Raw genomic sequence first — 25,907 nt, 5'->3', positions numbered from 1 at the left:
AAATAGAAATAATTATGAAAGCCAATTCTAAACTCTCGATTAGCTTGTTTTTGCTGTTTTTGATTTCAGTCCTTAGTTGTAAAACAGCAAGTATTCCAATCGCAGCAGGTACAGACGTAGAAACTCTTGAATCCGCATATTCCAAATTCAAAGAATCTGCAATCACTCATCGAAGATTTAAGCATGCTGATCTTCAGCCTTTGATTCAGAAGCATAAGGATGCTTTTCAGTTGACAAAACTTGGGGAGTCGGTGGAAGGCAGAAGCATTTCTAGCTTGGATTGGGGTGATGGCAAAACCAAGGTGATGCTTTGGTCACAGATGCACGGAAATGAGAGCACGGCTACCATGTCTCTTTTCGACTTGTTCAATTTCTTGGAGGCAATCGGAGATGAGTTTGATGTACTACGTAACCTTCTTAAATCAAATCTTGATCTCAAGTTTATCCCTATGATCAATCCTGACGGAGCTGAGGCTTTCAAGCGTAGAAATGCACTGGACATAGATTTAAATCGTGATGCTATTTCTCAGATTTCTCCGGAAGCGGTTATTCTGAAAAGAGCTAGAGATGTTTTTGAACCTGAATTTGGCTTTAATCTGCACGATCAGCAGGTTTATTATAATGCTTCTGGCACGCCGAAACAAGCTACGATATCTGTTTTGGCGCCAGCCTATAATTATGAAACGGATGTCAATGATGTGCGAACAAGAGCTATGCAGACGATAGTAGGAATGAATCAGGTGCTGCAGCAAGTAGTGCCCGGACATGTGGGAAAATATGATGATGCATTCGAGCCGAGAGCCTTTGGCGATAATATTACCAAGTGGGGAACGAGCACTATTTTGATCGAATCCGGCGGCTATCCAAATGATCCTGACAAACAATACATCCGTCAACTGAATTTTATGATTATTCTCAATGCACTGGAGCAAATCGCCACCAGAAGCTACGAGCAATACACTACTGCTGAGTATTTTGCAATACCAGACAATGATATGCAGTTGGTTGATTTGCTGATAAATGAAGTTAATGTTCCGGTAAATGGAAAATATTATCCAGTGGATTTAGCCATCAGAAGGCGAGACAACACTGCCGGCGATACGTATTTCGTATCCGGTTCTGTGGATGACTTGGGTGATGCGCAGGTTTATTATGGACTTGAAGAATTTGATGCCACAGGACTGAAATATGCTGAGGGTAAAGTCTATGAAACTGCTTTTAATTCTGTGGAAAATATAGACGAGGCAAAAGCAATGGAGCTGCTTAATCAAGGCTATTTGGCAGTAAAAGTTAAAAATGGGTCGAAAGACGATTTGCATCAGCTTCCTATAGTAGTCTTGAGAAGTACTGATACTTTTTCTGCTGGGTGGAAAACAGGAGAAGCAACCAATTTCTTCTTGGAGAGAGATGGAGTTAGAAAATATGCCGTAGTAAATGGTTACCTCATCAATCTCGAAAACCCAAATGCGCAGGAATTTAAGCAGCGGATTTATTAAATTTGAATCTATTATAGTAATGGATTTATGAAAAAGGATTCGAAAATTATTGATATGATCCCTGAGAAAACCAGTACAAGATTTTCTGATTATCCTGATTCCTATCCAATTTTTACGACTGGAAAAGATGTGTCTGAATTAAGGAAAATTCTCATGAAGCTGCATTATTATATTTTGAAGCACAACGATTCAAAATCGATTTGATTGACAGTTAATCATTCTTAAAAACCCGATACTTGGTGGGTTATTTGTTATCTGCCTAAGAATACTTACTTTCTACTTCAACTTTTGGAAAACATGAGAAACAACCTCTCCGCCATTCTTTTCGCAGTTGCCATAGTGATTGCTTCGATTGTCTTGGGAAATGCAGTGATCAACCGAAATCGACCTCAGGGCTCGATCAATGTCACAGGGTTGGGCGAAAGTAATTTCACGTCAGACTTGGTCGTGTGGGAAGGGAATTTCAGCCGTGAAAGCTTCGACCTGAAGTCTGCTTATGCTGACTTGGAGAAAGACAGAAAACTCGTTGCAGACTATTTGATTTCGAATGGAATTCCTGCCGAAAAGTTGATTTTCAACGCTGTCACTACCAATCCAAAATATCAACAAAATTATGCAAACGATGGCCGTTATTTGGGACAGACCTTTGATGGATATACGCTCAATCAATCCTTGAAAATTGAATCTACCGAAGTGGAAAAAGTAGAGAAAATCTCCCGTGAGATCACCGAATTGCTTAATCAGGGAATTGCCTTTTATTCCCAATCTCCACGCTATTACTACACCGAACTGGAATCTCTGAAACTGGAAATGATCGCAAAAGCCACGGAAGATGCACGCATCCGGGCCGAGAGAATCGCTGAAAACTCCAAGGGAGATCTCGGAGATCTCATCTCAGCAAATATGGGTATCTTCCAGATTACCGGTCAAAACTCAGGAGAAGACTATTCTTGGGGAGGCACTTTCAATACAGCCGACAAAAACAAAACAGCTTCGATTACAATGAAGCTTATCTTTGAAGTAGACTGAAAAATCCCGACTCCAAACAATTATCTTACTGAGAGCTTTAACAATAAATGAAAGCTTTAATCCTTATTTCCTTAATGACCTCCTCCATTATCCTATATCAGTTTGATAAAAACTCGTCTATTTCAGATTGGCGCATAGTCGATGATGTAGTGATGGGTGGAAAATCATCCGGTGAGTTTTATATCAATGAATCTGGACACGGAGTATTTGCAGGCTTTGTATCCTTAGAAAATAACGGAGGCTTTTCTTCAGTCAGACATAGAGGAACTTTTGAAATCCGGTCTCAAAAGAATATTAGAATCCATTTAAAAGGAGATGGTAACGCATACCAATTTAGAATTAAGGCGAACTCGTCTGATCGCCATTCCTATATCGCCGGATTCAGAACAAGCGGTGAATGGGAAATCATTGAAATTAAGCTCCCAGATATGTACCCTGCATTTAGAGGGCAAAAACTTTCAATCTCCAACTTCGACAAAGACCAGATTGTGGAAATGGCTTTTTTGATTGGAAATAAAAAGGAGCAGAAATTTCAACTGGAGATACAGTCAATAGAGTTATTCTGAGTGCAAGACTCTTGCAGTTAGAATAAAGACCACGGTATGAGCTGTAAGTTTGCAAAAGGGGAAAAAAATCGACTTTCAGCCTAAGGAGGTATATCTTTGTGTTAGATTGAAAAGATTTGAAAGAGAATAAAGATACTAAAACCGCCCTCCATCCCAGAAATGCCCATCGTGAGCGTTACGATTTTCCGAGCTTAATCAGTTCTCGACCAGCTTTGGCAGAATTTGCCTCGGAAAATAAGTATGGTGATCTCAGCATTGATTTCGCGGATCCAAAAGCTGTCAGAGAACTCAATAGAGCTTTGCTCACCCATTTTTATAAGATATCTGAGTGGAATATTCCAGATGGATACCTCTGCCCGCCTATTCCCGGAAGAGCTGACTATCTTCATTACTTGGCAGATTTGCTTGCTCAAAGTAATGAGGAAAAGTTGCCTAGTGGTGAAGAAATCAAGGTTTTGGATATTGGCACAGGAGCAAACTGTATTTATCCAATGCTGGGAAACGCAATTTACAATTGGCAATTTGTTGGCTCAGAGATTGACGAAAAAGCATTAGACGCTGCTCAAGACAATTTGGATGCAAATCCTCAGTTTCGAGGGAAAATTACTTTACGGCTTCAAGAAAACCCCAAGGAAATATTAGCTGGAATCATCAAGTCAGATGATGTTTTTGACGCAGTGATTTGTAATCCTCCTTTTCACGAGTCTCAGGCAGCTGCTGAAGCGGGGAGTGCTAGGAAGGTGAAAAACCTTAAAGGTAAAGTAGGCAAAAATGTCACATTGAATTTTGGTGGCCAAAGCAACGAGCTTTGGTGTGAAGGTGGAGAACTCGCTTTTATTCACAAAATGATCAGAGAAAGCATGGTGTTCAAATTCAATTGCTTTTGGTTTACTTCAATTGTATCCAAAGAGGAACATGTGAAGGAGCTTATTTTGGCGCTGAAAAAAGCTCGGGTTGCTGATCGCAAAATTATTCAAATGACGCCTGGCAACAAGAAAAGTAGATTTGTTGCTTGGACATTTCTGAATCCTGAGCAACAGGAAAACTGGAGAAAAAGAAGATGGTAATAAATTTAAAATTGGAGAATTTAAAATTTGAAATTACCGCACTTTCTAAAACAAAAAAGGCGCTTGAATGCATTCAAAGCGCCTTTTTTTTAATGTTTATGATTTGAACCGAGGGTAAGAGTTTAGTCTCTTGAATCTCTAATCTCCCACTCTCTTATCCTCCTAATTAAGCATTCAATGTGCTTTCAACACTGATTTCTAAATCCAACACTTTTGATATAGGACAGTTTTCCTCAGCGTCTTTAACTAATTCATCAAATTTCTCCTGAGAAATGCCATCAACTTTAGCCTTTAGCACCAAGTGCGATTTTTTAAGTGTGCCATCTTCAAATGTGATATTCGCAGTGACATCCAATTCTTTTGCGGTGTATTCTGCTTCCTGTAAGTTGAAACTCAATTTCATCGCGAAGCATCCTGCGTGAGCTGCTGCGATTAATTCTTCAGGATTGGTACCCACGCCACTTTCAAATCTGGATCCAAAAGAATATTGTGTTTTTTCTAAGGCCTTACTTGGAGTGCTCAAATGGCCTTTTCCTTCTTTACCTGTTCCTTGCCATACGGCGGTTGCTTTTCTGATCATAGCTTAAAAGATTTTAGTGTTAAAAGTTATAGCTATGAAAGGAGAAAATGAGCCTGAAAGTTCAATCAAATACAGGTAATTCTCAGGATTCCACTTTTTCCAGCTTTGGTTTTCCAGGAGGATTATTGAATGGTTTTTTCCCTGTCAAATTCTGAAAAACTTCTAAATATTGATCGGTGACGAAATCCCAATTGTAACGCTGCACTAGCCCTTCCCTAGCTGTACTTCGGAAATAGGCCATTCTTTCTTTGCTGCTTTCAGCCGCTTCTACGATATCCTGAACCGATTCTGTTGTCTTTTTAAAATACCATCCATGCTTGCCGTTTTGAAGCATTTCTTGGTTGAACGGGGTATCCAAAGCCAGGATAGCGCAACCAAAGCCCAGTGCTTTCAACATGGCAGGATTGGTGCCTCCGTATTCATGACCATGGAAATAAGCAAAGCAATGAGAATACCAAGCTGCTAATTCATCCTGATCAGTAATATAGCCTAAAAACAGTAGCCTTTCATCCTCTTTGTTTTTTAAGATGCTGGCATAATCATCATCAAAGGGAACATCTCCAACTATGACGAGCTTTCGCTTAGAATCTGACTTTAAAAACCCATCTATAATCAGATCTGCATTATTATCGGGAATAAGTCTGCCGACGATAAGGAAATAATCTTGCGATTTAAGCCCCCACTTCTCGATTGGTTCAGGATCTGAGTCAGCGCGGGGATTCGCTCCATAAGCGATTACTTTGGAATCTGCGTTGAACAATTCCTTGTAAACGCGCTGCATCTCATCAGAATCATTGATTAGCTGGTCATAATATTTGGTTGCCATTCTTGATGCCCAAAAGAAATATTTGGAAGCGATTCCTTGCCATTTTGGTCTCAACCACTCCAATCCATCCACATTAATTACGGTCTTCTTTCTGAAAAATCGAGAGATCACTCCAAAAGGCCCATTGGCAGAGTTCACTACGAAGATCACGTCTATATCTGAGAAACAGGCGTGCACCATAGAAAAGAAACTATGGGAGAGCTGGGTTAATTTTTTTGATTCGATAGCTGGAGTATAGATACATTCAATGCCATTTACATATCTTGGCTTTTGTGGGAATAAAGCGCGATGGTTATAAACTCGTACATGCACACCCTTCTTCACCAAGCGTTCACCCAATTCTCTTATCATCGTATCATATCCTCCGTAAACATATGGATATCCTTTTGCACCCATTATGGCTACTTTCAATTTTTTCCTAGATGCTGCCATAAATGGTTTTCAATGTTTTTACCAAAACTATCCAAACTGAACTCCTCTAACACACGATTTTTCCCCGCATTCCCAAACTTTTCTCTAAGTTCCCGATCCAAAATTAACTTAATCAACGCATTTACACCTTTGTCAAGATCGTTAATTGGGATTAAGTATCCAGTTTCACCATCCAAGACCATTTCCGAAGCTCCACCTGAGCTGGTTGCAACAATTGGACATCCAGCGGCCATTGCTTCCAGAATAACGGTTGGAAATGAATCAGGCAAAATTGAAGGCAGCACAAAAATATCAGAAACTTTCAGTATAGACTCCACATCCTCTCTAAATCCAAGATTAGTTACACAATTTTCAAGCCGATTTTCAATGATATAATTATTGATTTCAAACTCGATACTTTCATATCCCGGAAAAGGATCTCCTACTAAAACGAAATGACATTGTGGATAAGAAGCAGCAATTCGCTTAGCCATTTCCAAGAAGAACAATTGCCCTTTTCCAGGATTTATTCTACCTATCATCGTGATGACGAGGCTATTTTCAGCTATTCCAAGCTCTTTAAAGCTTATTTTCGGTGTATTGAGAAATTTCTCATAAGGAATACCATTGTGGATAACTTTCGGTACAGACTTCTTTAGGCGCTCTTCCCACAGACTTTTAACTGCTTCTGAGACCACTATAGGAGCAGGAGTGGTGTTGTCCAACATTCTTCTCAGAAGCCTAATCAATGGAGAAGAGCCAAGTAGCATCTCATGAATGTGCCAAATATGCGGCAGTCTGTTCCATTTGGCCCATTGAGCCCCAACTACTACAGCTAGTGTGTTGGAATAAACCAAATCAAAATTAAATTCTCGGTGCAATTGATCTAAAAATCTGTAGGCTTTGATATTCTTTCCTATCCTGTTTAATACACCAGAAGGGTTTACATACTTACGCCTTAGGATGCCGAGATTTTGAATACGTACAACGATTCCCAAATCAGAAAGATGATTCTCTAAAGGGCCAGGCTCCGACAAGATCACAACTGGTATCAATCCGGCATTTTTATAAACTTTTATTACTTCAATCAGAATTTTGGATGAACCATAAAGATCTGATGAACTATTGAGGAATAGTACTGTCAATGGGGCTACCGGTTGTCATTTCTTAAGGATTACATTTTGAAATCCTTCAATAAACTTCTGAGCAGAAAATTTCTTGGATTGCTCAAGACCTTGACGGATCATCGAATTGATCTTGTCATTATCTAAGATCAAAATTACCATTTTTTCCATCAAATCCTGCTGATTTCCAGTTTTGAAAGCAAGTCCAGCATCTCCGGCAACCTCCATCAAAGCGGGCTGATCGGAGTGGATGACAGGAATTCCAATTCCCATAGCTTCTATGATCGGAATACCAAAGCCTTCATTTTCAGATGGGAATACGTAAGCAAAAGCATTTTGGTATAAGGTCTTCACCCGATCGTCATTTACATATCCAGTAAGTAATATTTTCTCCTGAAGCCCAAGTTCTTCTATGAGCTTTTCTACAATTGGAAAGTCATTCATTTGCGCACTTTGACCAGGCCCACCGGCTAAAACAAGTTTGAAATCTGCCTTCGTCTTTTGAAGAAATTGATCAAAAGCACGAACAAACAAAGGCAGGTTTTTACGCTTGTCAAAAGTCCCTATATGCAGAAAGAATTTCTGGCTTCCCAAACCATTTTCCTCCAAAAAAGTGGAATCCATACTATTTTCCATGGTTTTTGGAGCTTGATAAATAACTGAGATAGGATGGTGTTTGCCAAGATATCTTTCCAGCGAGGTTTTGGAGTATTCTGTAGTGGTGATTACAATAGTGTCTTCTTTGAGTCCTTTCTTGATTAAGCTCAGAAAGTAAGTTCGCCACCATTTGGGGTAATTCTGTGGCATTTGCCAGAAGAATGCATCGTGGATCACTGTCAGTCGGCGACATGACAGACTCGCCACCGGCGAAACAAAATCAAGACAAATCAGAACGTCAGGATTATGCTTTTTTACAAGATCTGGCAGTTGAAACTCTTTCCATCGAAAGTAATCCAAGTGATAATTCAGACGTTGGAGCTTAGATTGGGGACCTTTGAAAGTCTGATCAGCGCTTTGGGTTTCTGGATCATGTGAAAAAATCCATTCTATATCAGGATGCGGATAGGCCAGAGCCGCATGGGCCAGTTCCATCATATAGGTCTTGATACCCGTGGTGGCGACGTTGAGATATTGGAGGTCGAGGAGGACTTTCATTTTAGCTTGTAATACAACAATTATCTAGTTCCCCATTCTTGAGGATTTCTGGAAGTATGGAATACTGCTCGAACGATCACTTTTCGATATTCTTCATTTAAGGTAAAATGAATCATAAAAGGAAATTTCTTTAAAGGCAGGCAGTGGACAGAGTCATATTTAATTTGGAAAAAGGGATTCGTTTCCAAAATTTTAAAATAGTGATGAAGTTCCAATTCAGATTCCTTACCTAAACCCTCTTTTCTTTCTTCATAAAAAATGATTGCTTGTTGAATATCCTCTTTCGCAAGGGGTTCTACAAGGACATCAAAGTTCATTATGCTTTATATTTTAGCTCCTTTCTTGCTTCTTCCCAAGAAACTAGTTTCGATGCATCTGAATTCTGAATTCTTTCACGCACGATTTCTTTATGTGCCTCAGGAATAACATCGAATTCTGCTACTTCTAAATCGAGCTGCTTAATCAACTCCAAAAAGAAGTCAACTTTGTCTTCAGGTATTTTACGGGTGATTTCTCTCATAATTTTTCTTCTATAACTTTACGCCTTATTGTAATACTACGAGTGAGGTTTTCCAAAGTTAAACTTAACTCAGTAAAACACTAGTTTCCTTAAAACCACAAATTCAATTTTTTAGAACACACTATCCACTGATTCACCTGAAAAGCATTCTGAACCAGTCGATTCAGTTTTTTCCAAATACCAAAGCGGAAGATGTTTTAGATCATTTGAATTACAAATTCTACTAAATAAAAGGTGTAGATAAAATCTACACCTAGCGCTACCGCCAATCTTTACCCAGCTAGGGGATAAAGTATGCAAAGACAAAATCAATCCACCTTGGTAAAAGTCTGAGGACCAATGCAAGTGCTTAGTGCTTCGATCATGTCTTTGCATGGAAATCCAAGTATATATTCCTCTTTGGTTTCATCAAAAACCAAAGTACCAGACAAAACAAGATAGTTAGCGTTTAAATTGTTAACCAATTGACTTTTAGGAATACAGCCATCTGAAATATCAAAAGCATCAGGATCAGGACCGAATGAAGATGAGAGAGGTTTCTGGATCTTGTGAAAAAATCCATTCTATATCAGGATGTGGATAAGGCAGAGCCGCATAAGCCAGTTCCATCATATAGGTCTTGATACCCGTAGTGGCGACATTGAGATATTGTAAATCGAGGAGGACTTTCATTCATTCGAGACTTTTAAGCTTAAGCCAAAATCACCAATTACCATTCCAGAGATGGATAAGTAGAAATTGGGTCTATTTGGATACTCTATTTTTTACACACAATCCACTGATTCACCTGAAATGCATTCTGCAGCAATCGGTTTAATTTCTTCTTCAAAGGCATTTTATAGCTGATCAGATTACCTAATTTCTCCCCTAGATTATATGTAAAATGATCCGTCACCAATAATCCTTGCTCTTCGCAGATATCTTTAAGTAATTTTTTTGGGAAAATAAAGGTGTGCTCTAAACCATCAATCACGTCTGGAACATTCATTCTCAGCAATTTCGACCAGCGATGAAAGCGATAGAGATTACTGGACATGTTTGGGGTTCCTATTGCGAGATGTCCTCCTGGTTTCAGGATTCTTTTCATTTCTGAGATGTAAGCCTTCGGGTCTAGTACATGCTCGATCACATGGGAGATATGGATAAAGTCAAAGTAGTTTTCAGGGAACTTTGCCTCCCAAATATCACCCTGAAAGGTCTTCACATCAAAATGCATTTTCACAAATTCCAAGGCTCCAGTATCTAATTCGGTAGCATACAGTTCGCAGTTCAGTCCATTGGCATAAGCAAGGCCCAAGCCCAGTCCACAACCAACATCTAGAAACTTAGTCTTTTCCCCTAACTTTTTAAGAAACTTGGCTTCTTTTTTTATTTGAGCTTCTTTTAACCCAGCTATGCGATGATAATGATTGAGAATGAGGTTTTTATAATTAAAAGCTTCATAATGTTCTTTTTCGTAATAATTAGTGTAATAATCAGCTAGCTCCTGACTATCTGCCATAGGATTGGCGAATACCAACTTGCATTTATTGCATTGAACTCTTGAAATATGAGGTCCTTTCCTTTTTGTATCTATAGCAAATCCCTTTAGACTTTCAGACCCACATATCGGACAATTTCTATATAAGATCATAATTTCAATAGTTGTTTTGTCTCTAAGCCCTCCAACTTAATTCTAGAATACTCATTCACACTTAGACCCACCATCCACCAGGAAACCCAAGATACGTAGGTGTAGATTTCCACATTGGCGGTAAACAAGGGAAGCAATAATCCTGCTTTAACTGTTCCTGCTACGAATGCCATTCTTGCCAGATTTAGGTTATCAGAGTTTTTGAAAACAAAGATCGAATTCCAAATACCTGTGAAGAGTGTGCTTATGTATAGGAGCATTCCGATCCAGCCCAACTGTACGCCATAAATCAAAAACTGATTTTCTCCACCCACACGAATATCTTCTGAAACACTTCCAAAATTCCCACTCATGGCCAATCCAATTCCCAGTGGATTCGCAACCATTGAATCCAGTGCCAGTACCCATTCTACCACATGGCCTATGCTGGATGTGTCTGCAAGCGTAAGTGTATCCACCACAAAGAAGTAAAAATCATCCGAAGCGAAGAACACCACATAACCTACAAACAAAATCAAACTCAGGAAGCCAAAGCCAATCAGTTTATAGAGCTTGAAAACTAATGCAACAAAAAATATCATGACAAAAAAGGCAGCGAAGGAAGCTCTGGAAGATGCAAAGACAAGGCTACCAATACAGCAAAGCATAATTAGCAAATATTTCCATTGATGAGCTCTCTCCGTAGTCAAAAACCAAATCAAGCCAGCGGCAAATCCCATCAAAACTGAGCTTGCCAGTTCCAGTGGATCAGAGAAAAAACTCCCCAGCCGCTTCATGGCATTGGTAGTCTCAAAAGTCCAGGTCAGATTATAATTCCCTTGAGGCTCTATGTCATTTATCTCCTGATTAAATAGTGCATATCCTGTGAACTGTTGCAAATGAGCGCCGAGCAGAAAGTTTTCTACTAGATTCACCAGAAATGCGCTGACTGCTATCACGAATATGATCTGAAATAGCCGCTTCAGCTCCAAATCACCAAACTGCGTATTCCTCCCTAGTAGATATACTAGACTAGGGATCAATATACTTTTGAAGTATAATGCTTTATTGATAAAACTTGCCTGACCTATGGGAAGAAAAAGGAAAATGAGCGCCAAGCCAATAAAAGCCAACATAAACCAGTCGGTGGATTGTAGTCGGAATGGATAGTTAACCAGTTTCCTTTGATAAATAATAAAAACCAACCCTGAAATGAGAACAATTACTTCCTTGCTGATCTGAAACAAACTCACAAGAAGTGGAGACCTGGTAGCCAAAAAAACTATACTGAGAGAACTGATATAAAACGGCAGGAAAGCAGCAAGGAAGAAGATAAAATACGTCCATTTTCCGTTGAATACCATTTGCTGAACTGTCCAGAGAAATCCGGCAGCCACAGCAAATGTGATAGCTATCAAGAGCATTATAGACATTGGCATTCCATAGTCAGGCTTCGAAAGGCAAAAAGAAGTAACTCAATCCAAACGCAACTAGTCGTCAAAAACTCATCTTCTATGGAGGGTTAAATTAGAGTTTGCGTTTAAAAAAAATCAACCTTTAGTTATGTATTGATCTTTGTAAAGCTGATTATCAGCTCTCTTTCGGATTAATTCTTCAATATCAGGGTTGGAAATTTGATCTTCAGTAGGGGCATAAAGGGCTCGTTGGCGATTTTCCGTATTTGCTGGAGGGTCGCACAAGTAGTAAATGGCAAGAGATTTTCGGATATTTGAACCCTGCGAACTTACCTGTCTACTCAATCCATGCCATGACTGATACGTCGTATCAAAAATCACAGCTCTATTGAATTTTACTTCTACTTCTTTCTCCAACTTAAACGGACGTTTACTCTCGGGATCATTACTCCAAAGACCAAAATGACCGCCAAACTCCGGCTTCCAATCCTGAGAAAGATATAAAATCAAATTTATCCTTCGTTGTAATCCCAATTTGGGATGAATGTTATAATCTAAGTGCGGGTTGAGTTTTCCTCCATCAGGATGCATATGCCAGCCTCCACCATGCAAGCCAAAATCCGGATACAATTTGATGCCCAAAATTGCTCCCAATTGACTTACAAATGTCTCAGAACATAAGTATTCAAAAAATTTGTAAGTATGTTCTGGGAATTTGTTCCAGTCATTGAGTGCCGATTTCTTCTCCAAAGGATTGGAATAGGTGAATAAGCTACTGTCATCAATAACCGGAAATTCCTCTGAAAGAGATATTGCAAATTTTGGATCTACAAAATCATCGATTATTAAATGTGGAAAAGGCGTAGCTGAGTGAAACTCCTCAACTCTATTTTTAATCTCCTTAATCTTAATCATGATAGGTTTTTATTAGGCCATCCGCGAACCCCTTCCAGGCCATCCGCAATTTTTGTATCCTCCATCTTCCTATAAAATAGGCGGAATAAAGGATCATTTTTGCAAACTGAACAGCCACGGCCAAAGGTATAAAAATATTGTTAGTGTGATGTTTGATGAATATCATTTGATTTCTCTGAGCCAAATAATGTACCATAGGATTCAGAAAACCTTCTTTTCCTTTGGTTTTTGATTTGGACGAATTACCTACGGAATGATAGATTTTTGCTTCTGATTCAAACCATAGCTTGTAGCCCTTTTCGCGGATTCTCATGGAAAGATCTACATCTTCAAAAGAGCCAAAAAAGAAAAACTCTTTCAAAAGGCCAGTTTCACGAAGCACTTCCGCTTTTATAAGAGTAGCACATCCAGTCGTCCAATCCGTTTCCTCAGAAATAACGTCACTGAGATTAGTACTGCCTTCTTTCTTAGTGAGGGAAAGCCCTAAAAATGAAATGAGTTTACCACCTGCATTCCAAATGACATTTCTTCGGTCACCGTTGTAAAAAATCAATGGCTGAGCTATCGCAAACTCTGGCTTACAATGAATAGAGAAAACCAGTTTTTCGAGAAAATCCGGTTCGACTTCAGTATCATTATTAAGCTCCATAATGTAATCAAACCCGTTCGCCAAAGCATAGCGGAACCCAACATTATTTCCCCCGGAAAAGCCTAGATTTTCGTCAGTAAATAGGAAATGCGCAAAATCTCCAAACTCATTTAGAAGTCTTTCTCCAGAACCGTCACCTGAATGGTTGTCTATGATTATGCTTTTGAAATTCGGGTAATTACAAGCCTGAAGTGAGAGTAGACAATTTTTTGAATCTTCATAATTTTTCCAATTGATCAGAACTATTGCTACGGACGGAAAAGATGAAGAACTCATTCAGGAAATTTTATGGATAAAATGTAGGGTTGCCAAGGTGATCAATAGTATTAGCGCTCAAATATACATCTCAATCAAAAAGAATAGATGGATTTGAATAATCAATTTTTTGAGAACAGCTCAAAAACTAATTTTCTATTGAAGCGCCAATTGAAATAGCATGATAATATAAAAGCGACTACTTCAGTAGAAAGTAGAGCAAAAGCAAGGCCTTCTTCACCATAATAAGCCGTCGCCAAAACCGAGGCGATTAACATGTAAGCGCAAACAAGCCAAGATGTTATGAACATCAACTGCTTCTGATCATTGATGAGAAAGACTATAATATTCCAAATATTGAGTGTAGCTAAAAAGGGAATAAAAGCCAAAATCTTTAGAATTTCTACGGACTTGGGTAGAGAAGCTCTTGACAAAACTGCAATTATGATATCAGAACCAAGGAATGTACATACGGATAAGAAGGCGCTAGTCCCTAAGGAGAGAAGCAACACTTTGGTGGAAAATTTTAGAAATGCTACCCTATCTTTGACATACAATTTGGCAGCGTTTGGATAAACAGCCTGTACAATAAGCGAAGGTAGCATCCGCATTACCATGATTACCCGCTCGGCTAAGCTATACATGCCTAATGTCTCTGCTGCAGTGAAAAAACTTAATACAATTAAACCTCCATTTGCAGCAATATGACTTCCTAGATTCGAAAAAAAGAGTAGAAGATTTGAAGTGAGACTTTTCCAAATCGCCAAAAACTCAGGTCTATAAAACTTAATCCTCAAAAAGGTTCGAATATATACCAGAAGAAAAAGGTTAACAGCTATCCCAAAGAATCCCATTAAAAAATTGACCCATTTACTTTGCTCAGGATTGTGAATAAATAGCACAATTCCCATCAAAAAAAGTAGTTTGGAGAAGATATTAGCCATGCTCACCAGCTTCATTTTCTCCATCCCTTGAAAAAACCAGAGAGGAAGTGTTGCCTCTGAAAACAATAACATCAATGAAAAAGCCAGGATGATCTGATATTCTTGAAAGAGGTCAAATCCAAAAACACCAATGAAAATGGAGAGGCTCGCGATTCCTGCCAATAAAATTTTAGCAGAAAATATATTGGACACTATATGCGATAGCGCCACCTTATTCTGTTGATTGATAGCGACCTCCCTTGGTGCACTGAGGTTGTAGCCAAATCCCACAAAGATATTAAGCAGGACAATCACAGAAAGTGACAGATTAACCAATCCAAATTGATCCACTCCTATACCCTGGATCAACAGTGGCATGGAAATGATCGTAATCAACACATTTGAGGATTGAATAATCGCCAGAAACAAAAAGTTCTGAATTGATTTGTTCTTGATAATATCGCTGATAGGAATAAGACCGAGTTTTTCTAGCATGGCAGCCTATAGTTTAGCTTTCCTGCATATGCTTCTGGTACAATCGTCGGAAATAAATAAAAAATATAGCGAGCATTCCCAAAATTGCACATCCATACACCATCCCTTTTACCAGTCGAATTTCAGATCTCTCCAGTGGGAATCTCGGGGAATCAATGATTTGAATCAAAGGAGAATTGTTCCGATGATTGACTTTGGCGATTTCTAAGTTTTTAACTACCTCCTCATATACTGCACCAGTTGCCTGCACATCTACCTGTCGCTTACGGGTATCTATTGTAGCTGACGAAAGCAATGGGTTTGCATTGGGAACACGATCAGTCGCTGAAGCGAAAGCACCAATGCTCTCATCCAATAATTTGCGTACACTATCAGCCTGTGATTGAAGGATCGCCAGATTTTCGCTGGTTTTTTTTGTTTTAGTCTCCCTGTAAAATTTATTTACATTTTCTACCAAATGCTCATTGAATGCTTTGGCATAAGCTTCGTCTTTGGATAAAACGGTAACTTGTATTATTGTCAATTTTCGGTCTGGCTTAGCCACAGAAAGTTGATTTTCTCTAACTAGCTTCGCTACTTCTTTGACCACAGAATCCTGAGAAACTGTAAAGTTTTCTCTGGGAATGGAAAAGTCCATGGCAGCAATATCCACTTTTGAAGCCCACTTTTTATCAATCTTTTCAAAAGCAATAAATCGGTCTATCAGCAGCTGATTTTCATCAAATGGACTCAATAATGCCTCGTCAAGCATACGGTCTGAGCGATAAAGCTCCATAATATTATCGCCTTGGAACAGCCCGCTTGTGCCACCCAATGACCCCATATTTACACCTACCAGGGAAGCCAGTCCCGACATTTGGCCCATGCTTCCAGAATCTCCATCTTCTAGCACAAATGAAGTAGTGGCAATGAAGACAGGTTTTTTAAAAATTGAAACTAAAGCTCCTAAACCTATACCCAGCAAGCCGGCAAGGAGAAGAATTTTCCATTTGAATATGAAATAAGCAATCCATTCGGAGAAGTTTTGAGTTACTTCTTTGATTGTGAACTGGTTATCCGTAAAATGTTTCGATCCAGACATTACCAGTTGATTTGAGACATAACCAAGCCCAAGGTCGCCAATCCAGTAGTGATTCCTACCACTTCTCCTAACCGTAGCGGTACTCTTGGTCCTTTGGTGGGTACTATGACTTCGGCTCCAGGTTCTACAGGCGGGTAATTCCTGATTCCCAAAAAGCCCTTTGTTCTCTTCACTGCCCCATTTGCATAGACCACATAGGTTTGCTTTCTATTCGCACGACGCTCAAAACCACCAGCACCATTGATATAGTGTTTCAAACTTTGGCCGGACTCATGACGAAGGGTAGTTGGATACACTACATCCCCGCGCATTCTCACGGTTTGAAATAATTTGGGGACTGAGAGAATATCCCCTTCTTCCAGTAGCAGATCATTCTCTGAGCCGGGATTTATCAGGATTTCTTCCAGATTAATTGCAACAGCTTCGGTTTCCTTCAGCTTCACTGCAAACCCTGGTGTTTCAGATGCTATTTGATCCAAGGACTCCTTTTTGGTCTGGGACAGTTGATTTTCGACAGGAGATACAGCTTTTGGAGTATCAGTTAATAATCGCTGAAGCAGTTCAGCTTGTGCCTCCGAATTACTTGGATCTTCTGCAAGCTTCATTTGCAAACCTTCCAGATTTCGCTGACGACGAAGTTGCTCAGATTCTGTGTTGAAAAATTCAGTGCGTCGGATCAACGTTGCACCTTTAGGATAGGCAAACTGATTGAGACCTCCAGCGCGCTTGACTAAATCGGAGATACGTTCCCCACTGCTTTGGATCGCAAATATTCCAGGCGAATTCACCTGACCTTCCACCGCAGTCAATCGCTGCATGGTGAAACTTGCCCGTTTTCTAACTATAACTTGGTCAAAAGGTACCAGAGAAGGGGAATTTGGATTGTATCCTAGATCCGTATTTACCTGCGTAGGGATGATATCCGCCAGCGTTCCCAAGTCAGAATCTTCCAATCTTCGGGCTATTTCGATGTCCTGTGAGTTGGCAGATTCCTGAAATCCTCCAGCCATTACGATCAAATCTTCTACTTTCATCTCGGCTGAATAAGGATAGACTCCAGGCCTTTTCACCTCGCCCAGGATTTGCACATATTCCTCGTTATTGATATCATAGATACTGGCTATTCGCACTACGTCTTCACGCTGAAGTAGAATGTCAGAAGTGGTGCCTTCCAAAACTTCCTTAAGATTTACCTGAATCATTTCAGTACTCAGATCAGCCCTTGTTCGCAAGATACTCGCCTGTGTTGTATAGGCATCTCCGCGTAATCCTTCAGCATTTTTGACCAATTGTGAAAGCGTGAGGCCATCGGTCAAAGCAAATGTGCCTTCTCTATATACAGCGCCTTTAATCTGGACGCGATTGGAATAGCGATCGAGAATTCGCTGAACAGTGATCTCATCCCCGCCCTTCAGTAGGAAAAGATCAAATTGATTTTGATAGACATCAGAGACAGAACGTTGATTTCCCGAAATTCTGGAAATTGCTACCCGGTCTTTGAATGCATGGTCGGTAAAACCTCCCGCGTAATTTAATAATTCTGTAAAATTATCATCTTCCGCTACTTCAAAAACCATCGGACGCTTTACTTCTCCTTTGACTTTCACATGGGAAAGATAGGGAGGAACCAAAATGACGTCCTGATCCTGAAGTTTTAGATCAAGTTGAGCAGTTCCATTAATCAGCAAATCATAGACATCAATCTCAGCGATTTGGATATTATTTCTCACCAATTTAATTTTTCGCATGGAGCCATTTTCATTGGGACCACCGGCAGCATACAAAGCGTTGAAAACTGTGGAAAATGCACTTAGCGTAAATGTGCCCGGAAGTCGGACTTCACCCAGAATATTCACTTTGATGGTGCCTACATTTCCTAAGGTCACTTGTAGAAAAGTATTGGGATTGCTTCCCAACAGGCCAGAATAATACTTTCCAACACGATTTTTAAGTATCCCTGTAGCTTCCTCTATAGATTTCCCCGAAACCGCTACAGGACCAATATTATCCAATAGGACAAATCCATCCGGGTTGACTGTGGCTTCGTAATACTGCTCTGACTGCCCATAGATATCGACATAGATCAAATCTCCCGGGCCGAGGATATAACTTTTTGGAGTGGCTTGATTCAGACTTGGCTCGAAGCTTAAGCGCCTGTTTTTCTGATAAAAAAGTGATGACCCAAATATTTCATTCTCATCTGGTTTTTTCGGAGATACATCGGACAATTGAAACATCCCAAGTTCAATTTCATCAAAATTAACCTGCTCGCGAGAATCCCGCTTGGATAATTTGGTGCTTCGGACAGATTCTCTGTCATCTTCGTTAATTCTTGCTCTCATCTTCGCTAGCTCCCCGGCAGGCATACCCTGGATCTCAAGTGCTTTGAGGAACTCTGCTTTTGTAAGCCCGGCATCGTAGGCTCTGTCTAATAAATCCTGAACCTGTTCATCGGATAGTTCATCTACTTTGATTTTGTCAGCCTCGTTTGATTCCTGTGCGAAAGTGGGAGGAATAGCTAATCCTAAATAGGCTAGTAATATGAAAAAGTAAGAGAATCGTTTGATTGAAATCATAGAGAAATGGTAGTCCCGGGTGAATCAAGGACAAATATGGAGATTAAAAATCCATGAATTTCTTAATTCTACCAAATATAGTTCCAAAAACCTGAGTTCTCACTTCCTCTATCAGATACTCACTCCGAACAATTTTTGCATATTTCGATCTGAGTCCGGTCGCTCAGCAATTGTTTTCTGAAGTTTTGGTAGGGGAGTGATGACCAGATAGAAGCGAGTGTTTGGGATTTCAATTCACCCATGACATGCTCCGCGTCTTTGTCAAAGCAGCAGGGCACTATCTTTCCATCCCAGGTAGAAACTGCTCCTTGCCACATTCTCCAGCATTTGTTTTCCATCTTTTTCTTGAGCTTCCACTTTCCATTTCCCACGGGCATATATCTGGAATATCCCAAATCAGATGGAATAAGCTCAGAACCATTTTCGAAGTCATATATCTGAGTGGTTTTCAGTTGCAGCTCATCTACCTTCATTTTTTTCGCCCATTGCTTCAACTCTGGCAGTTGATGTTCATTCTGTCCGGTGACCAAAAACTGGAGTACCACACGGGGAAAGTTTTGCTTGGATTTATTGCGTTCAGACAAAAGTAGATTGATTCCTTTCTGCACTTTATGCAGTTGTCCTCCTACCCGGTATTTTTCATAAATCTCCTGGGTGATTCCGTCCATAGACACGATCAATTGCCTGAGCCCACTTTGTAAGACGTCAGTGACCTGCTTTTCCTGTAAGTAATGTGCATTGGTAGACGTGGAGGTGAAAATACCTTTGGAATTGGCATAGGCGACCATATCCAAAAAACGTGGATTTAGGAATGGCTCACCCTGAAAATATAAATGCAACCACGTAAGATGACCTTGCACCTGATCAATGGTTTTCTTGAAAAGCTGCTCCTGAAGCATTCCTGTGGGTCGAGAAAAAGCACGTAATCCCGAAGGACATTCTGGGCAGCGTAGATTGCAGCTGGTAGTGGGCTCAATGGAAAGGGTAGTGGGCTTGCCCCAAAGAATTGGTCTGCCTATAATCCTGGAAAGCTGGAAGGAAATAGCTAAAAAGACGTAATTAATGATTTTCTGAGAACTCAGAAGTCGTAAAAATGCTGTTGTCTTGATCAGATTATTTTTCACGCAGTCAAGTAAGGGATAGAAAAAGGAAGAAGCAATCGGTGAAGCCTAATTCACCACCTCCAATACGGACACTGGTTTGGCTTTATTTTTCAGGGTGAATTCTCCTAGATTATTAAAGGTAAATAAATCAGCAAGTCCATGTGCACATTTCTCCAAAATCAAAATTTGACCTGGGGCTGCTGCATGTTGAAGTCTGGAAGCGATGTTTACAGCATCTCCTATCACGGTATAGTCAAGTCTTTTCAAAGATTTTGAACCGATATTTCCTGACACCATTTCTCCAGAATTCAAACCTATGGAGACTTTTGGACTGAAGTTCGATTTTTCGGAGTAAACTGGCATTGCGTTCATTTTGTCTCTTATTGCCAGACAGGCTCTTACTGCTCTCTCTACCTGGTCTGGTCCTTTGAAAACGGCCATCACCGCATCACCGATGAATTTGTCCACTGCTCCTTTTTGCTCAATGATTTCGCGTACCATTAGATCAAAGTATTCATTCAGTAAAGGCACCACGACATTTGGTTCTTCATTTTCTGAAATCTTCGTAAAACCGCACAAATCCACAAAAGCCACGGTGGCTTCCACGGTTTCATTTTCCATCAGAGACGTTTCTGATTCTTTGCCTATCATGAAATTGAGCACGTTTTCATCGACATACATTTTCAGGATATTATTTTCCCTCATGGCAATCAGGGTTGATTTGATCTGATTAATATGCTGAAGTGTCTTCTCAATGGTGATCTCCAAATCCTGAAAATCAACCGGCTTTGTGATGAAATCAAATGCACCTCGATTCATCGCAGTTCGGATATTTTCCAAATCACCGTAAGCAGAGATAATGACGGACTTGAGTAGTGGGTGTTGTTCTTTTACCTTGGTCAAGAGAGTCAATCCGTCCATTTCAGGCATATTTATATCACTTAGGATCATATCGATGTCTGGTTGCTTTTGTAGCAGATCCAATGCTTCACGACCGTTTAGAGCAAATACAAAATCGTATTCCCCAGCTCGAATTTTCCGTCTGAATTTCTGCGTGATAAGAACTTCTAAATCTGCCTCATCGTCCACTACTAGTATCTTAGACATAGCTTTTTGATCTACTCTTGACTTATTATTCGACTGATTTCTTTTCTAAGGGAGTCAAAATCTATCGGTTTTGTGAAAAACTCCTTGGCTCCGGATTCCATTGCTTTCTTATAATTCTCTGTATCTCCGTAAGCTGAGATCATACTCACACAGATAGATGGAAATTGAGTTTTAATTTTATTCAATAACTCTAGCCCAGTCATCCCGGGCATATTGATATCCGAAAATACATAAACAACTTGAGGTGGATGCTCGCTATCTAGTAACTTAAGAGCCTCATCGCCCGAAAAGGCGAAAGCAAGTTCTAAAAGCCCGCTTCTTACTTCTTTTCTAAACTTCTGGCGAAAAAGTAATTCTACATCTCTCTCGTCATCGACGATTAATATTTTTATCATGATGGTGCTGATATGGGTGGTAATGTAATTTCAAATCTGGTAAAGTCTCCCTCTTTGGATGCAATGGACAAAGTGCCTTTGTGTGCCTTTATTATATCGTGGGTAATCGACAGCCCTAGGCCAGTACCTTCTTTTCCTTTTTTTGTGGTGAAAAAAGGCTCTAGAATTCTGTTCAGGATTGGTTCTGGTATGCCTGCCCCATTATCTTCTATTTCTGTAATAATTTTGGTCTCGGTTTGTCGGGTTCGCACAATTAGTCTGGGATGGTAGCTTGTCCTTTCCTCCCCTTCCAAAGTTAAATTGAGCTTGCTTCGCATGGCATCAAATGCATTATTGCATAGGTTTACGATCACTCTGCTGAAGTCTTCTGCAATGATGGGCACCAGTCCTATTTCAGTATCCAAGTCCCACTTAAAACTCACATTGATCGGATTCTTCCCCGCTCTCATTCCATGGAACGCCAAATTCACAAACTCATGAAGTAGATTGTTCAGGTTAGTCGGCACAAAATCTCCTTGACCGCCTCTTGAATGCATCAACATACTCTTGACTATTCCATCAGCACGCTTTCCGTGCTGGAGGATTTTCTCCAGATTGGCCTTAATGTCCTGCAGCAAATCGTCAATCTCAGCAAGTATTTCATTTTGCTCAAGCTTCTGAAGCTCTTCCCCTATTTCGGCTATATACTCAATACTTAGCTCGGAGAAATTATTTATAAAATTGATCGGGTTTTTAATTTCATGAGCGATGCCTGCGGACAATTGGCCCAGGCTTGCCAGTTTCTCTTGCAGAATTAATTGCTCTTGAAGTTGCTTACAATCTTTCAGGGATTTCTCCAATTCCAGCGTCCGAATTCCCAGCAAGCGTTTTAGCTCCTTGTTTTTCTCAATCCAATCTTCTTGTACCTTATCCATATTATTGGGTATCTATCGGTAAGCGAATACAAAACTCTGTGCCTTCACCCTCCTTGCTTTCTACCAGGATTTCACCTCCGTGTGCTTTTACAATATCGTAACTTATTGACAAACCCAAGCCTGTACCATGTCCCGATGGCTTAGTGGTGAAAAATGGCAGGAAAATCTTTTCTTTCACTGACTTAGGAATTCCTTTCCCATTGTCCTTAACTTTTATTTCTATCCAGTCCCCCAATCGCTTGGTGCTCAGGTGAACTAGTGGTTCATAATTTTCCGAGGTTTCGTTCTTTCGTTCAGATATTGCATAGAAAGCATTGTTAATTAAATTGAGTAACACTCTCCCTAATTCCTGAGCAACCAGATTGATTTGACCAACGCTAGGATCAAAATCTGTAGTCATCGAGGAATTGAATGACTTATCCTTTGCTCGCAGACCATGGTATGCTAGACGTAGGTATTCATCTGTGAGTATATTGATGTCTGTTAAAGCTCGATTTCCGCCGCTGACTCTGCTATGCTGAAGCATAGCTTTGACGATGGCATCTGCACGCTTCCCGTGCTGATTTATTTTTTCGAGATTATGCTGGATGTCGATACTTATGGCAGTGGCTTCGGCTAAATCTCCTTTTTCTAACTCCTCTCGCATTTCACCTAAAAGTTCACTACTTACTTCTGAGAAATTATTCACAAAATTCAGTGGGTTTTGGATTTCATGAGCTATTCCAGCAGTGAGTTCACCCAGAGAGGCCATTTTCTCCGACTGCACGAGTTGGCTCTGTGCATTTTTCAACTCATCAATACTATTCTTCAGCTGCGCTGTTCGATGAGATACTCTTTCTTCTAAAATGCGATTTTCCTTCTTAAGATACTTGGATCTCACTTGGACTATAGCATAGATAAATCCTGCCAAAATTGACACAAAAACCACGTAGGCTATCCAGGTCTGCCACCAGGGCGGTGAGATAGTGAATTTGATGCTTGCTGGCTCACTCCATATTCCATTAAATCCGCGAGTTGCTACGTTGAAAGTATAGTCACCTGGAAGGAGATTATAGTAATTTTGAGTTGTGCTTTTAGCGCTTATTTCAGACCAAGTCTTGTCTTCACCTTGTAGGATATAGCGATACACTATTTTATCTCTGCCCAGTATATCCTGATTCATGAAGGAAAAATTCATAGAATTTTGATCAAAAGGAAGTACTAGACCAATGGGCATTTTGGTGACCAAATTGACACTATCCCAGAGAATTTTATTTAGCCTTAAATAACTGCTATCCAAAGGAATATCCTTTTTGGTATAAAATTCTGTGTGATCTGTATTCCAAATAGAATCATCATCCGAGAATTGACTTTTGACAAAATCAGACCCCAGAAAATCAGGATTTTGATCCATGATATTAATTTTGGTAATGACTACCGCTGGTCGTACCGTATCAACTTTAGGGGCTTGCGAATTGACGGACATGATTGGCGCAGCTCCCCACCATACATTCCCATTTGATGTGTAAGTAGCTGTGGCTTGATTGTAGTCATTGAATGGAAAACCCTCTCTTTTTCCATAATTATAAAAACGCCAGATGGATTCTGGATTATCTTTTTGAGGTCGCTTTACGACAACAATCCCATTATCGGAGCCGATGTGCAGATCTTCTCCTACTTCCACCATATCATACATCACTGGCGGATTTAAACCTTGGGTAGGAGTTAAGTTTGTGATCGTCTCAGCTTTCAAATCAATAATGGAGAACCCGGCATCCCCTCCGATTACTAACTCCGCCTTTTTGGTTTTGATCATGATGGAGGTATAGTCACTTGTCAAGCCTGTAAGCTCACTTAGGTAGCTTACCTGTCCAGACGTTGGGTCAAAAATATCTACCCCTATATCGTTGCCAAACCAGATTCGGCCATCTTTGTCTTCTTCAATCAGCCAAACGCGACTGGATGCAAGGCCTGAAAAATCATCTGTTTTTTCTAAAGAAGTTAGATCTGGATTAAATTTGAGAACTCCATCCACAGTGCCCAAAAATATATTTCCTTTGGAATCCCTTATGGACTTCCAAGCTATTCTTGCGATATCATTGTCCAATTCATACACTGCGGCAGTATTCCTGCTCAAATTAATAAGTGTAAACCCACCTAAGCTTCCCAGTAACAGTTCGTCGTTGGATATTCTAGAGATAGATCGATGGTTATTGATATTTTCATTACCCGGAAACTTCAACAGATAAATTTTACCTATTGCTGGATCATAAATATTTATCCCCTCATAAGTCGCCATCCAAATCATCCCATTTGGACCTTCTTCTATGCCCCAAACTTCATCATTTACCAACCCACTGTTGGCGTTGAAGTGCTGAGAAAGCATCCCCTCAGAATTTATCAAAAGTACACCGGCATTCTCTGTCCCTATCCACAGATTGCCCTTAGCGTCTGTCATGTTCGCTGAAGGAAAGCCAGTGGAGACGAATTTTGCATTAGTCGGAATCCTCTTAATCTTTTGCAATTCAGGATCATAAAGAGTGACAGTGTCGTTGTCAGTGATCCAAACCCGATTGTGAAAATCAATAGTTACTGATAACGATTTGCCAAAAAATCCTTGCTCTTCTCCGAAATCAGTGATGGTATTATCCGCTAAGGAAATTGAAACAGGCCTTTGATTGAAAGAAGAAGCCCAAACTTCACCATTGGAATTCTCGGTAAACTCATAGAAAAAGGCAGTGGGGTCAATTCCGGATTTGTCACCGATAAACTTTACAGAAGTCCGCTCGGAGTTCAGTATTCCGATTTTTCCTCTCATGGCAAACCACAGGTTTTTAGCTATATCCTGATGAACTCCCGCTGATGATATATTCCCTAAAAATCTCAATGGGTGGAGCTTTTTAGTGGAAGGGTCTAGAAAATGTACGCCTGAATTAAGATTTCCCAGCCATAGCAATCCTGACTCATCTTCATATAACCTTGCAAACTGCTGTCCGATCTGGTAATTAGTAATCAAATTATGATTGATGTCTAATACATAGACGCCTGATAATTGAGATAAAATTAGCAGGCTACCATTAGATCCAATCTCCAAATCAACAATATTGTCTATTAGTCCATCCGGATTTCGGGGTAGAATGGTATAATTTTCAAATTGATCTCCAGTATACTTCGAAAGACCTCGCTCCGTAGAAATCCAAACCATCCCATGATGATCCGTCACCATGGCGAATACTCTATTACCAATTAACCCCTCTGTCTGTCCAATTCTCAATATGCCTGCATTGGAAAGGTCCGATTTGGATAGAAAAGCCAGTTTGCTGATTTGAGGTTCTGGTAATAGTTGCTTTTTGACAGGAACAGCAGATCCCGGAATAGTGTCAAGATTAACTTTTATCTCTTCATCCCAGATAATTGGAACAGCCAGCGGAGGTGATTTCATGGGTTTGAAATCTAAAATATCAAACGGCTTAGACGGTAACTTACTGAAATCAATGGGGTAATTGACCGCTTTGGGCACTTTTTCCGAAGGAATTGAAATCCATTTTAAGGGCTTTCCCTGTGGAATTTCGAATGGTTTAACAGAAGGCTCTTGGTAGTCGGATGGGTTGTCGGGAAAAGGGATTTCATGCCCCTGTTGGCATGCCGTGACTAGCGCTATCAAGCATAGAATGAGGAAATGATTTAATTTATGATGATAGATTTTCTTCATAG

Annotated in this window: 23 protein-coding genes; 4 read left to right on the top strand and 19 right to left on the bottom strand. The window is 40.1% G+C overall.

Annotated elements, in window-relative coordinates; genetic code table 11:
* Window positions 1-14: 14 nt before the first annotated feature.
* The 4 genes from BVH04_RS09175 (at window position 15) to rlmF (ending at window position 4,158) form a co-directional block, all read left to right on the top strand.
* Complete coding sequence (locus tag BVH04_RS09175; protein WP_086541171.1) at window positions 15-1,496, top strand: M14 family zinc carboxypeptidase; 1,482 nt, start codon at window positions 15-17, stop codon at window positions 1,494-1,496.
* Window positions 1,497-1,793: 297 nt separating this feature from the next.
* Window positions 1,794-2,525, top strand: coding sequence for an SIMPL domain-containing protein (locus BVH04_RS09170; protein WP_086541170.1), 732 nt, complete (start codon window positions 1,794-1,796; stop codon window positions 2,523-2,525).
* 47 nt (window positions 2,526-2,572) lie between these two features.
* Window positions 2,573-3,091, top strand: coding sequence for a CIA30 family protein (locus BVH04_RS09165; protein WP_086541169.1), 519 nt, complete (start codon window positions 2,573-2,575; stop codon window positions 3,089-3,091).
* A gap of 116 nt (window positions 3,092-3,207) precedes the next feature.
* Window positions 3,208-4,158: a 23S rRNA (adenine(1618)-N(6))-methyltransferase RlmF gene (rlmF, locus tag BVH04_RS09160; protein ID WP_086541168.1), complete on the top strand. Its 951-nt coding sequence runs from the start codon at window positions 3,208-3,210 to the stop codon at window positions 4,156-4,158.
* A gap of 166 nt (window positions 4,159-4,324) precedes the next feature.
* Here rlmF and BVH04_RS09155 read toward each other — a convergent pair whose 3' ends face one another.
* The 19 genes from BVH04_RS09155 to BVH04_RS09070 form a co-directional block, all read right to left on the bottom strand.
* A complete protein-coding gene (locus BVH04_RS09155) occupies window positions 4,325-4,738 on the bottom strand; it encodes an OsmC family protein (RefSeq protein WP_086541167.1) in 414 nt (137 codons plus the stop codon).
* Between the two features lie 82 nt (window positions 4,739-4,820).
* On the bottom strand, window positions 4,821-5,996 hold the full coding sequence (locus tag BVH04_RS09150) for a DUF1972 domain-containing protein (protein ID WP_169714399.1): 1,176 nt from the start codon (window positions 5,994-5,996) through the stop codon (window positions 4,821-4,823).
* On the bottom strand, window positions 5,972-7,120 hold the full coding sequence (locus tag BVH04_RS09145) for a glycosyltransferase family 4 protein (protein ID WP_086541166.1): 1,149 nt from the start codon (window positions 7,118-7,120) through the stop codon (window positions 5,972-5,974). Before BVH04_RS09145 ends, BVH04_RS09150 begins: the two co-directional genes overlap by 25 nt.
* A 15-nt stretch (window positions 7,121-7,135) precedes the next feature.
* Entirely contained in the window at window positions 7,136-8,254 is a 1,119-nt protein-coding gene (locus BVH04_RS09140; RefSeq protein ID WP_086541165.1) for a glycosyltransferase family 4 protein, read from the bottom strand.
* A gap of 20 nt (window positions 8,255-8,274) precedes the next feature.
* Entirely contained in the window at window positions 8,275-8,571 is a 297-nt protein-coding gene (locus BVH04_RS09135) for a hypothetical protein (protein ID WP_086541164.1), read from the bottom strand.
* Window positions 8,571-8,774 (bottom strand): hypothetical protein, encoded by a 204-nt coding sequence (locus tag BVH04_RS09130; protein WP_086541163.1) that lies wholly within the window; start codon window positions 8,772-8,774, stop codon window positions 8,571-8,573. The genes BVH04_RS09135 and BVH04_RS09130 overlap by 1 nt, the downstream gene beginning before the upstream one ends.
* A gap of 510 nt (window positions 8,775-9,284) precedes the next feature.
* Window positions 9,285-9,446: a glycosyltransferase family 4 protein gene (locus BVH04_RS25110; RefSeq protein ID WP_140160552.1), complete on the bottom strand. Its 162-nt coding sequence runs from the start codon at window positions 9,444-9,446 to the stop codon at window positions 9,285-9,287.
* Window positions 9,447-9,531: 85 nt separating this feature from the next.
* Window positions 9,532-10,275: a class I SAM-dependent methyltransferase gene (locus BVH04_RS09125; protein WP_240510890.1), complete on the bottom strand. Its 744-nt coding sequence runs from the start codon at window positions 10,273-10,275 to the stop codon at window positions 9,532-9,534.
* Window positions 10,276-10,403: 128 nt separating this feature from the next.
* Complete coding sequence (locus BVH04_RS09120; RefSeq protein WP_317045495.1) at window positions 10,404-11,825, bottom strand: O-antigen ligase family protein; 1,422 nt, start codon at window positions 11,823-11,825, stop codon at window positions 10,404-10,406.
* Between the two features lie 111 nt (window positions 11,826-11,936).
* Entirely contained in the window at window positions 11,937-12,716 is a 780-nt protein-coding gene (locus tag BVH04_RS09115; RefSeq protein WP_086541160.1) for a 2OG-Fe(II) oxygenase, read from the bottom strand.
* Window positions 12,709-13,641, bottom strand: coding sequence for a glycosyltransferase family 2 protein (locus tag BVH04_RS09110; RefSeq protein ID WP_086541159.1), 933 nt, complete (start codon window positions 13,639-13,641; stop codon window positions 12,709-12,711). The genes BVH04_RS09115 and BVH04_RS09110 overlap by 8 nt, the downstream gene beginning before the upstream one ends.
* Before the next feature lie 101 nt (window positions 13,642-13,742).
* Window positions 13,743-15,038 carry an oligosaccharide flippase family protein gene (locus BVH04_RS09105; protein WP_086541158.1) on the bottom strand — a complete coding sequence of 432 codons (1,296 nt, stop codon included), beginning with the start codon at window positions 15,036-15,038 and terminating at the stop codon, window positions 13,743-13,745.
* A 13-nt stretch (window positions 15,039-15,051) separates the two neighbouring features.
* Window positions 15,052-16,119: an exopolysaccharide biosynthesis protein gene (locus BVH04_RS09100; protein WP_086541157.1), complete on the bottom strand. Its 1,068-nt coding sequence runs from the start codon at window positions 16,117-16,119 to the stop codon at window positions 15,052-15,054.
* A complete protein-coding gene (locus tag BVH04_RS09095) occupies window positions 16,119-18,695 on the bottom strand; it encodes an SLBB domain-containing protein (protein ID WP_086541156.1) in 2,577 nt (858 codons plus the stop codon). The genes BVH04_RS09100 and BVH04_RS09095 overlap by 1 nt, the downstream gene beginning before the upstream one ends.
* A gap of 119 nt (window positions 18,696-18,814) precedes the next feature.
* Window positions 18,815-19,819, bottom strand: a complete 1,005-nt coding sequence (locus tag BVH04_RS09090) for a radical SAM/SPASM domain-containing protein (RefSeq protein WP_086541155.1) — start codon at window positions 19,817-19,819, stop codon at window positions 18,815-18,817.
* A 45-nt stretch (window positions 19,820-19,864) separates the two neighbouring features.
* Complete coding sequence (locus BVH04_RS09085) at window positions 19,865-20,905, bottom strand: adenylate/guanylate cyclase domain-containing protein (RefSeq protein WP_086541154.1); 1,041 nt, start codon at window positions 20,903-20,905, stop codon at window positions 19,865-19,867.
* 11 nt (window positions 20,906-20,916) lie between these two features.
* The gene (locus BVH04_RS09080) at window positions 20,917-21,297 is read right to left on the bottom strand and encodes a response regulator (protein ID WP_086541228.1); all 381 of its coding nucleotides are present in this window, start codon (window positions 21,295-21,297) and stop codon (window positions 20,917-20,919) included.
* Window positions 21,297-22,214: a sensor histidine kinase gene (locus BVH04_RS09075; RefSeq protein WP_086541153.1), complete on the bottom strand. Its 918-nt coding sequence runs from the start codon at window positions 22,212-22,214 to the stop codon at window positions 21,297-21,299. Before BVH04_RS09075 ends, BVH04_RS09080 begins: the two co-directional genes overlap by 1 nt.
* Before the next feature lies 1 nt (window position 22,215).
* The gene (locus tag BVH04_RS09070; protein WP_086541152.1) at window positions 22,216-25,905 is read right to left on the bottom strand and encodes an ATP-binding protein; all 3,690 of its coding nucleotides are present in this window, start codon (window positions 25,903-25,905) and stop codon (window positions 22,216-22,218) included.
* Between the last annotated feature and the right edge of the window lie 2 nt (window positions 25,906-25,907).

It is taken from the genome of Algoriphagus antarcticus (genome assembly GCF_002150685.1).
GTDB classification, from domain to species: Bacteria; Bacteroidota; Bacteroidia; order Cytophagales; family Cyclobacteriaceae; genus Algoriphagus; species Algoriphagus antarcticus.
This window is presented reverse-complemented; position numbering and strand designations above follow the sequence as displayed.

Excerpts from the sequence above, each read along its gene's own strand:
- BVH04_RS09175 (WP_086541171.1), top strand. The coding sequence starts at position 15 with ATGAAAGCCAATTCTAAACTCTCGATTAGCTTGTTTTTGCTGTTTTTG.
- BVH04_RS09170 (WP_086541170.1), top strand. The coding sequence starts at position 1,794 with ATGAGAAACAACCTCTCCGCCATTCTTTTCGCAGTTGCCATAGTGATT.
- BVH04_RS09165 (WP_086541169.1), top strand. The coding sequence starts at position 2,573 with ATGAAAGCTTTAATCCTTATTTCCTTAATGACCTCCTCCATTATCCTA.
- BVH04_RS09155 (WP_086541167.1), bottom strand. The coding sequence starts at position 4,738 with ATGATCAGAAAAGCAACCGCCGTATGGCAAGGAACAGGTAAAGAAGGA.
- BVH04_RS09150 (WP_169714399.1), bottom strand. The coding sequence starts at position 5,996 with ATGGCAGCATCTAGGAAAAAATTGAAAGTAGCCATAATGGGTGCAAAA.
- BVH04_RS09140 (WP_086541165.1), bottom strand. The coding sequence starts at position 8,254 with ATGAAAGTCCTCCTCGACCTCCAATATCTCAACGTCGCCACCACGGGT.
- BVH04_RS09135 (WP_086541164.1), bottom strand. The coding sequence starts at position 8,571 with ATGAACTTTGATGTCCTTGTAGAACCCCTTGCGAAAGAGGATATTCAA.
- BVH04_RS09130 (WP_086541163.1), bottom strand. The coding sequence starts at position 8,774 with ATGAGAGAAATCACCCGTAAAATACCTGAAGACAAAGTTGACTTCTTT.
- BVH04_RS25110 (WP_140160552.1), bottom strand. The coding sequence starts at position 9,446 with ATGAAAGTCCTCCTCGATTTACAATATCTCAATGTCGCCACTACGGGT.
- BVH04_RS09125 (WP_240510890.1), bottom strand. The coding sequence starts at position 10,275 with ATGGCAGATAGTCAGGAGCTAGCTGATTATTACACTAATTATTACGAA.
- BVH04_RS09120 (WP_317045495.1), bottom strand. The coding sequence starts at position 11,825 with ATGCCAATGTCTATAATGCTCTTGATAGCTATCACATTTGCTGTGGCT.
- BVH04_RS09115 (WP_086541160.1), bottom strand. The coding sequence starts at position 12,716 with ATGATTAAGATTAAGGAGATTAAAAATAGAGTTGAGGAGTTTCACTCA.
- BVH04_RS09110 (WP_086541159.1), bottom strand. The coding sequence starts at position 13,641 with ATGAGTTCTTCATCTTTTCCGTCCGTAGCAATAGTTCTGATCAATTGG.
- BVH04_RS09105 (WP_086541158.1), bottom strand. The coding sequence starts at position 15,038 with ATGCTAGAAAAACTCGGTCTTATTCCTATCAGCGATATTATCAAGAAC.
- BVH04_RS09100 (WP_086541157.1), bottom strand. The coding sequence starts at position 16,119 with ATGTCTGGATCGAAACATTTTACGGATAACCAGTTCACAATCAAAGAA.
- BVH04_RS09095 (WP_086541156.1), bottom strand. The coding sequence starts at position 18,695 with ATGATTTCAATCAAACGATTCTCTTACTTTTTCATATTACTAGCCTAT.
- BVH04_RS09085 (WP_086541154.1), bottom strand. The coding sequence starts at position 20,905 with ATGTCTAAGATACTAGTAGTGGACGATGAGGCAGATTTAGAAGTTCTT.
- BVH04_RS09075 (WP_086541153.1), bottom strand. The coding sequence starts at position 22,214 with ATGGATAAGGTACAAGAAGATTGGATTGAGAAAAACAAGGAGCTAAAA.
- BVH04_RS09070 (WP_086541152.1), bottom strand. The coding sequence starts at position 25,905 with ATGAAGAAAATCTATCATCATAAATTAAATCATTTCCTCATTCTATGC.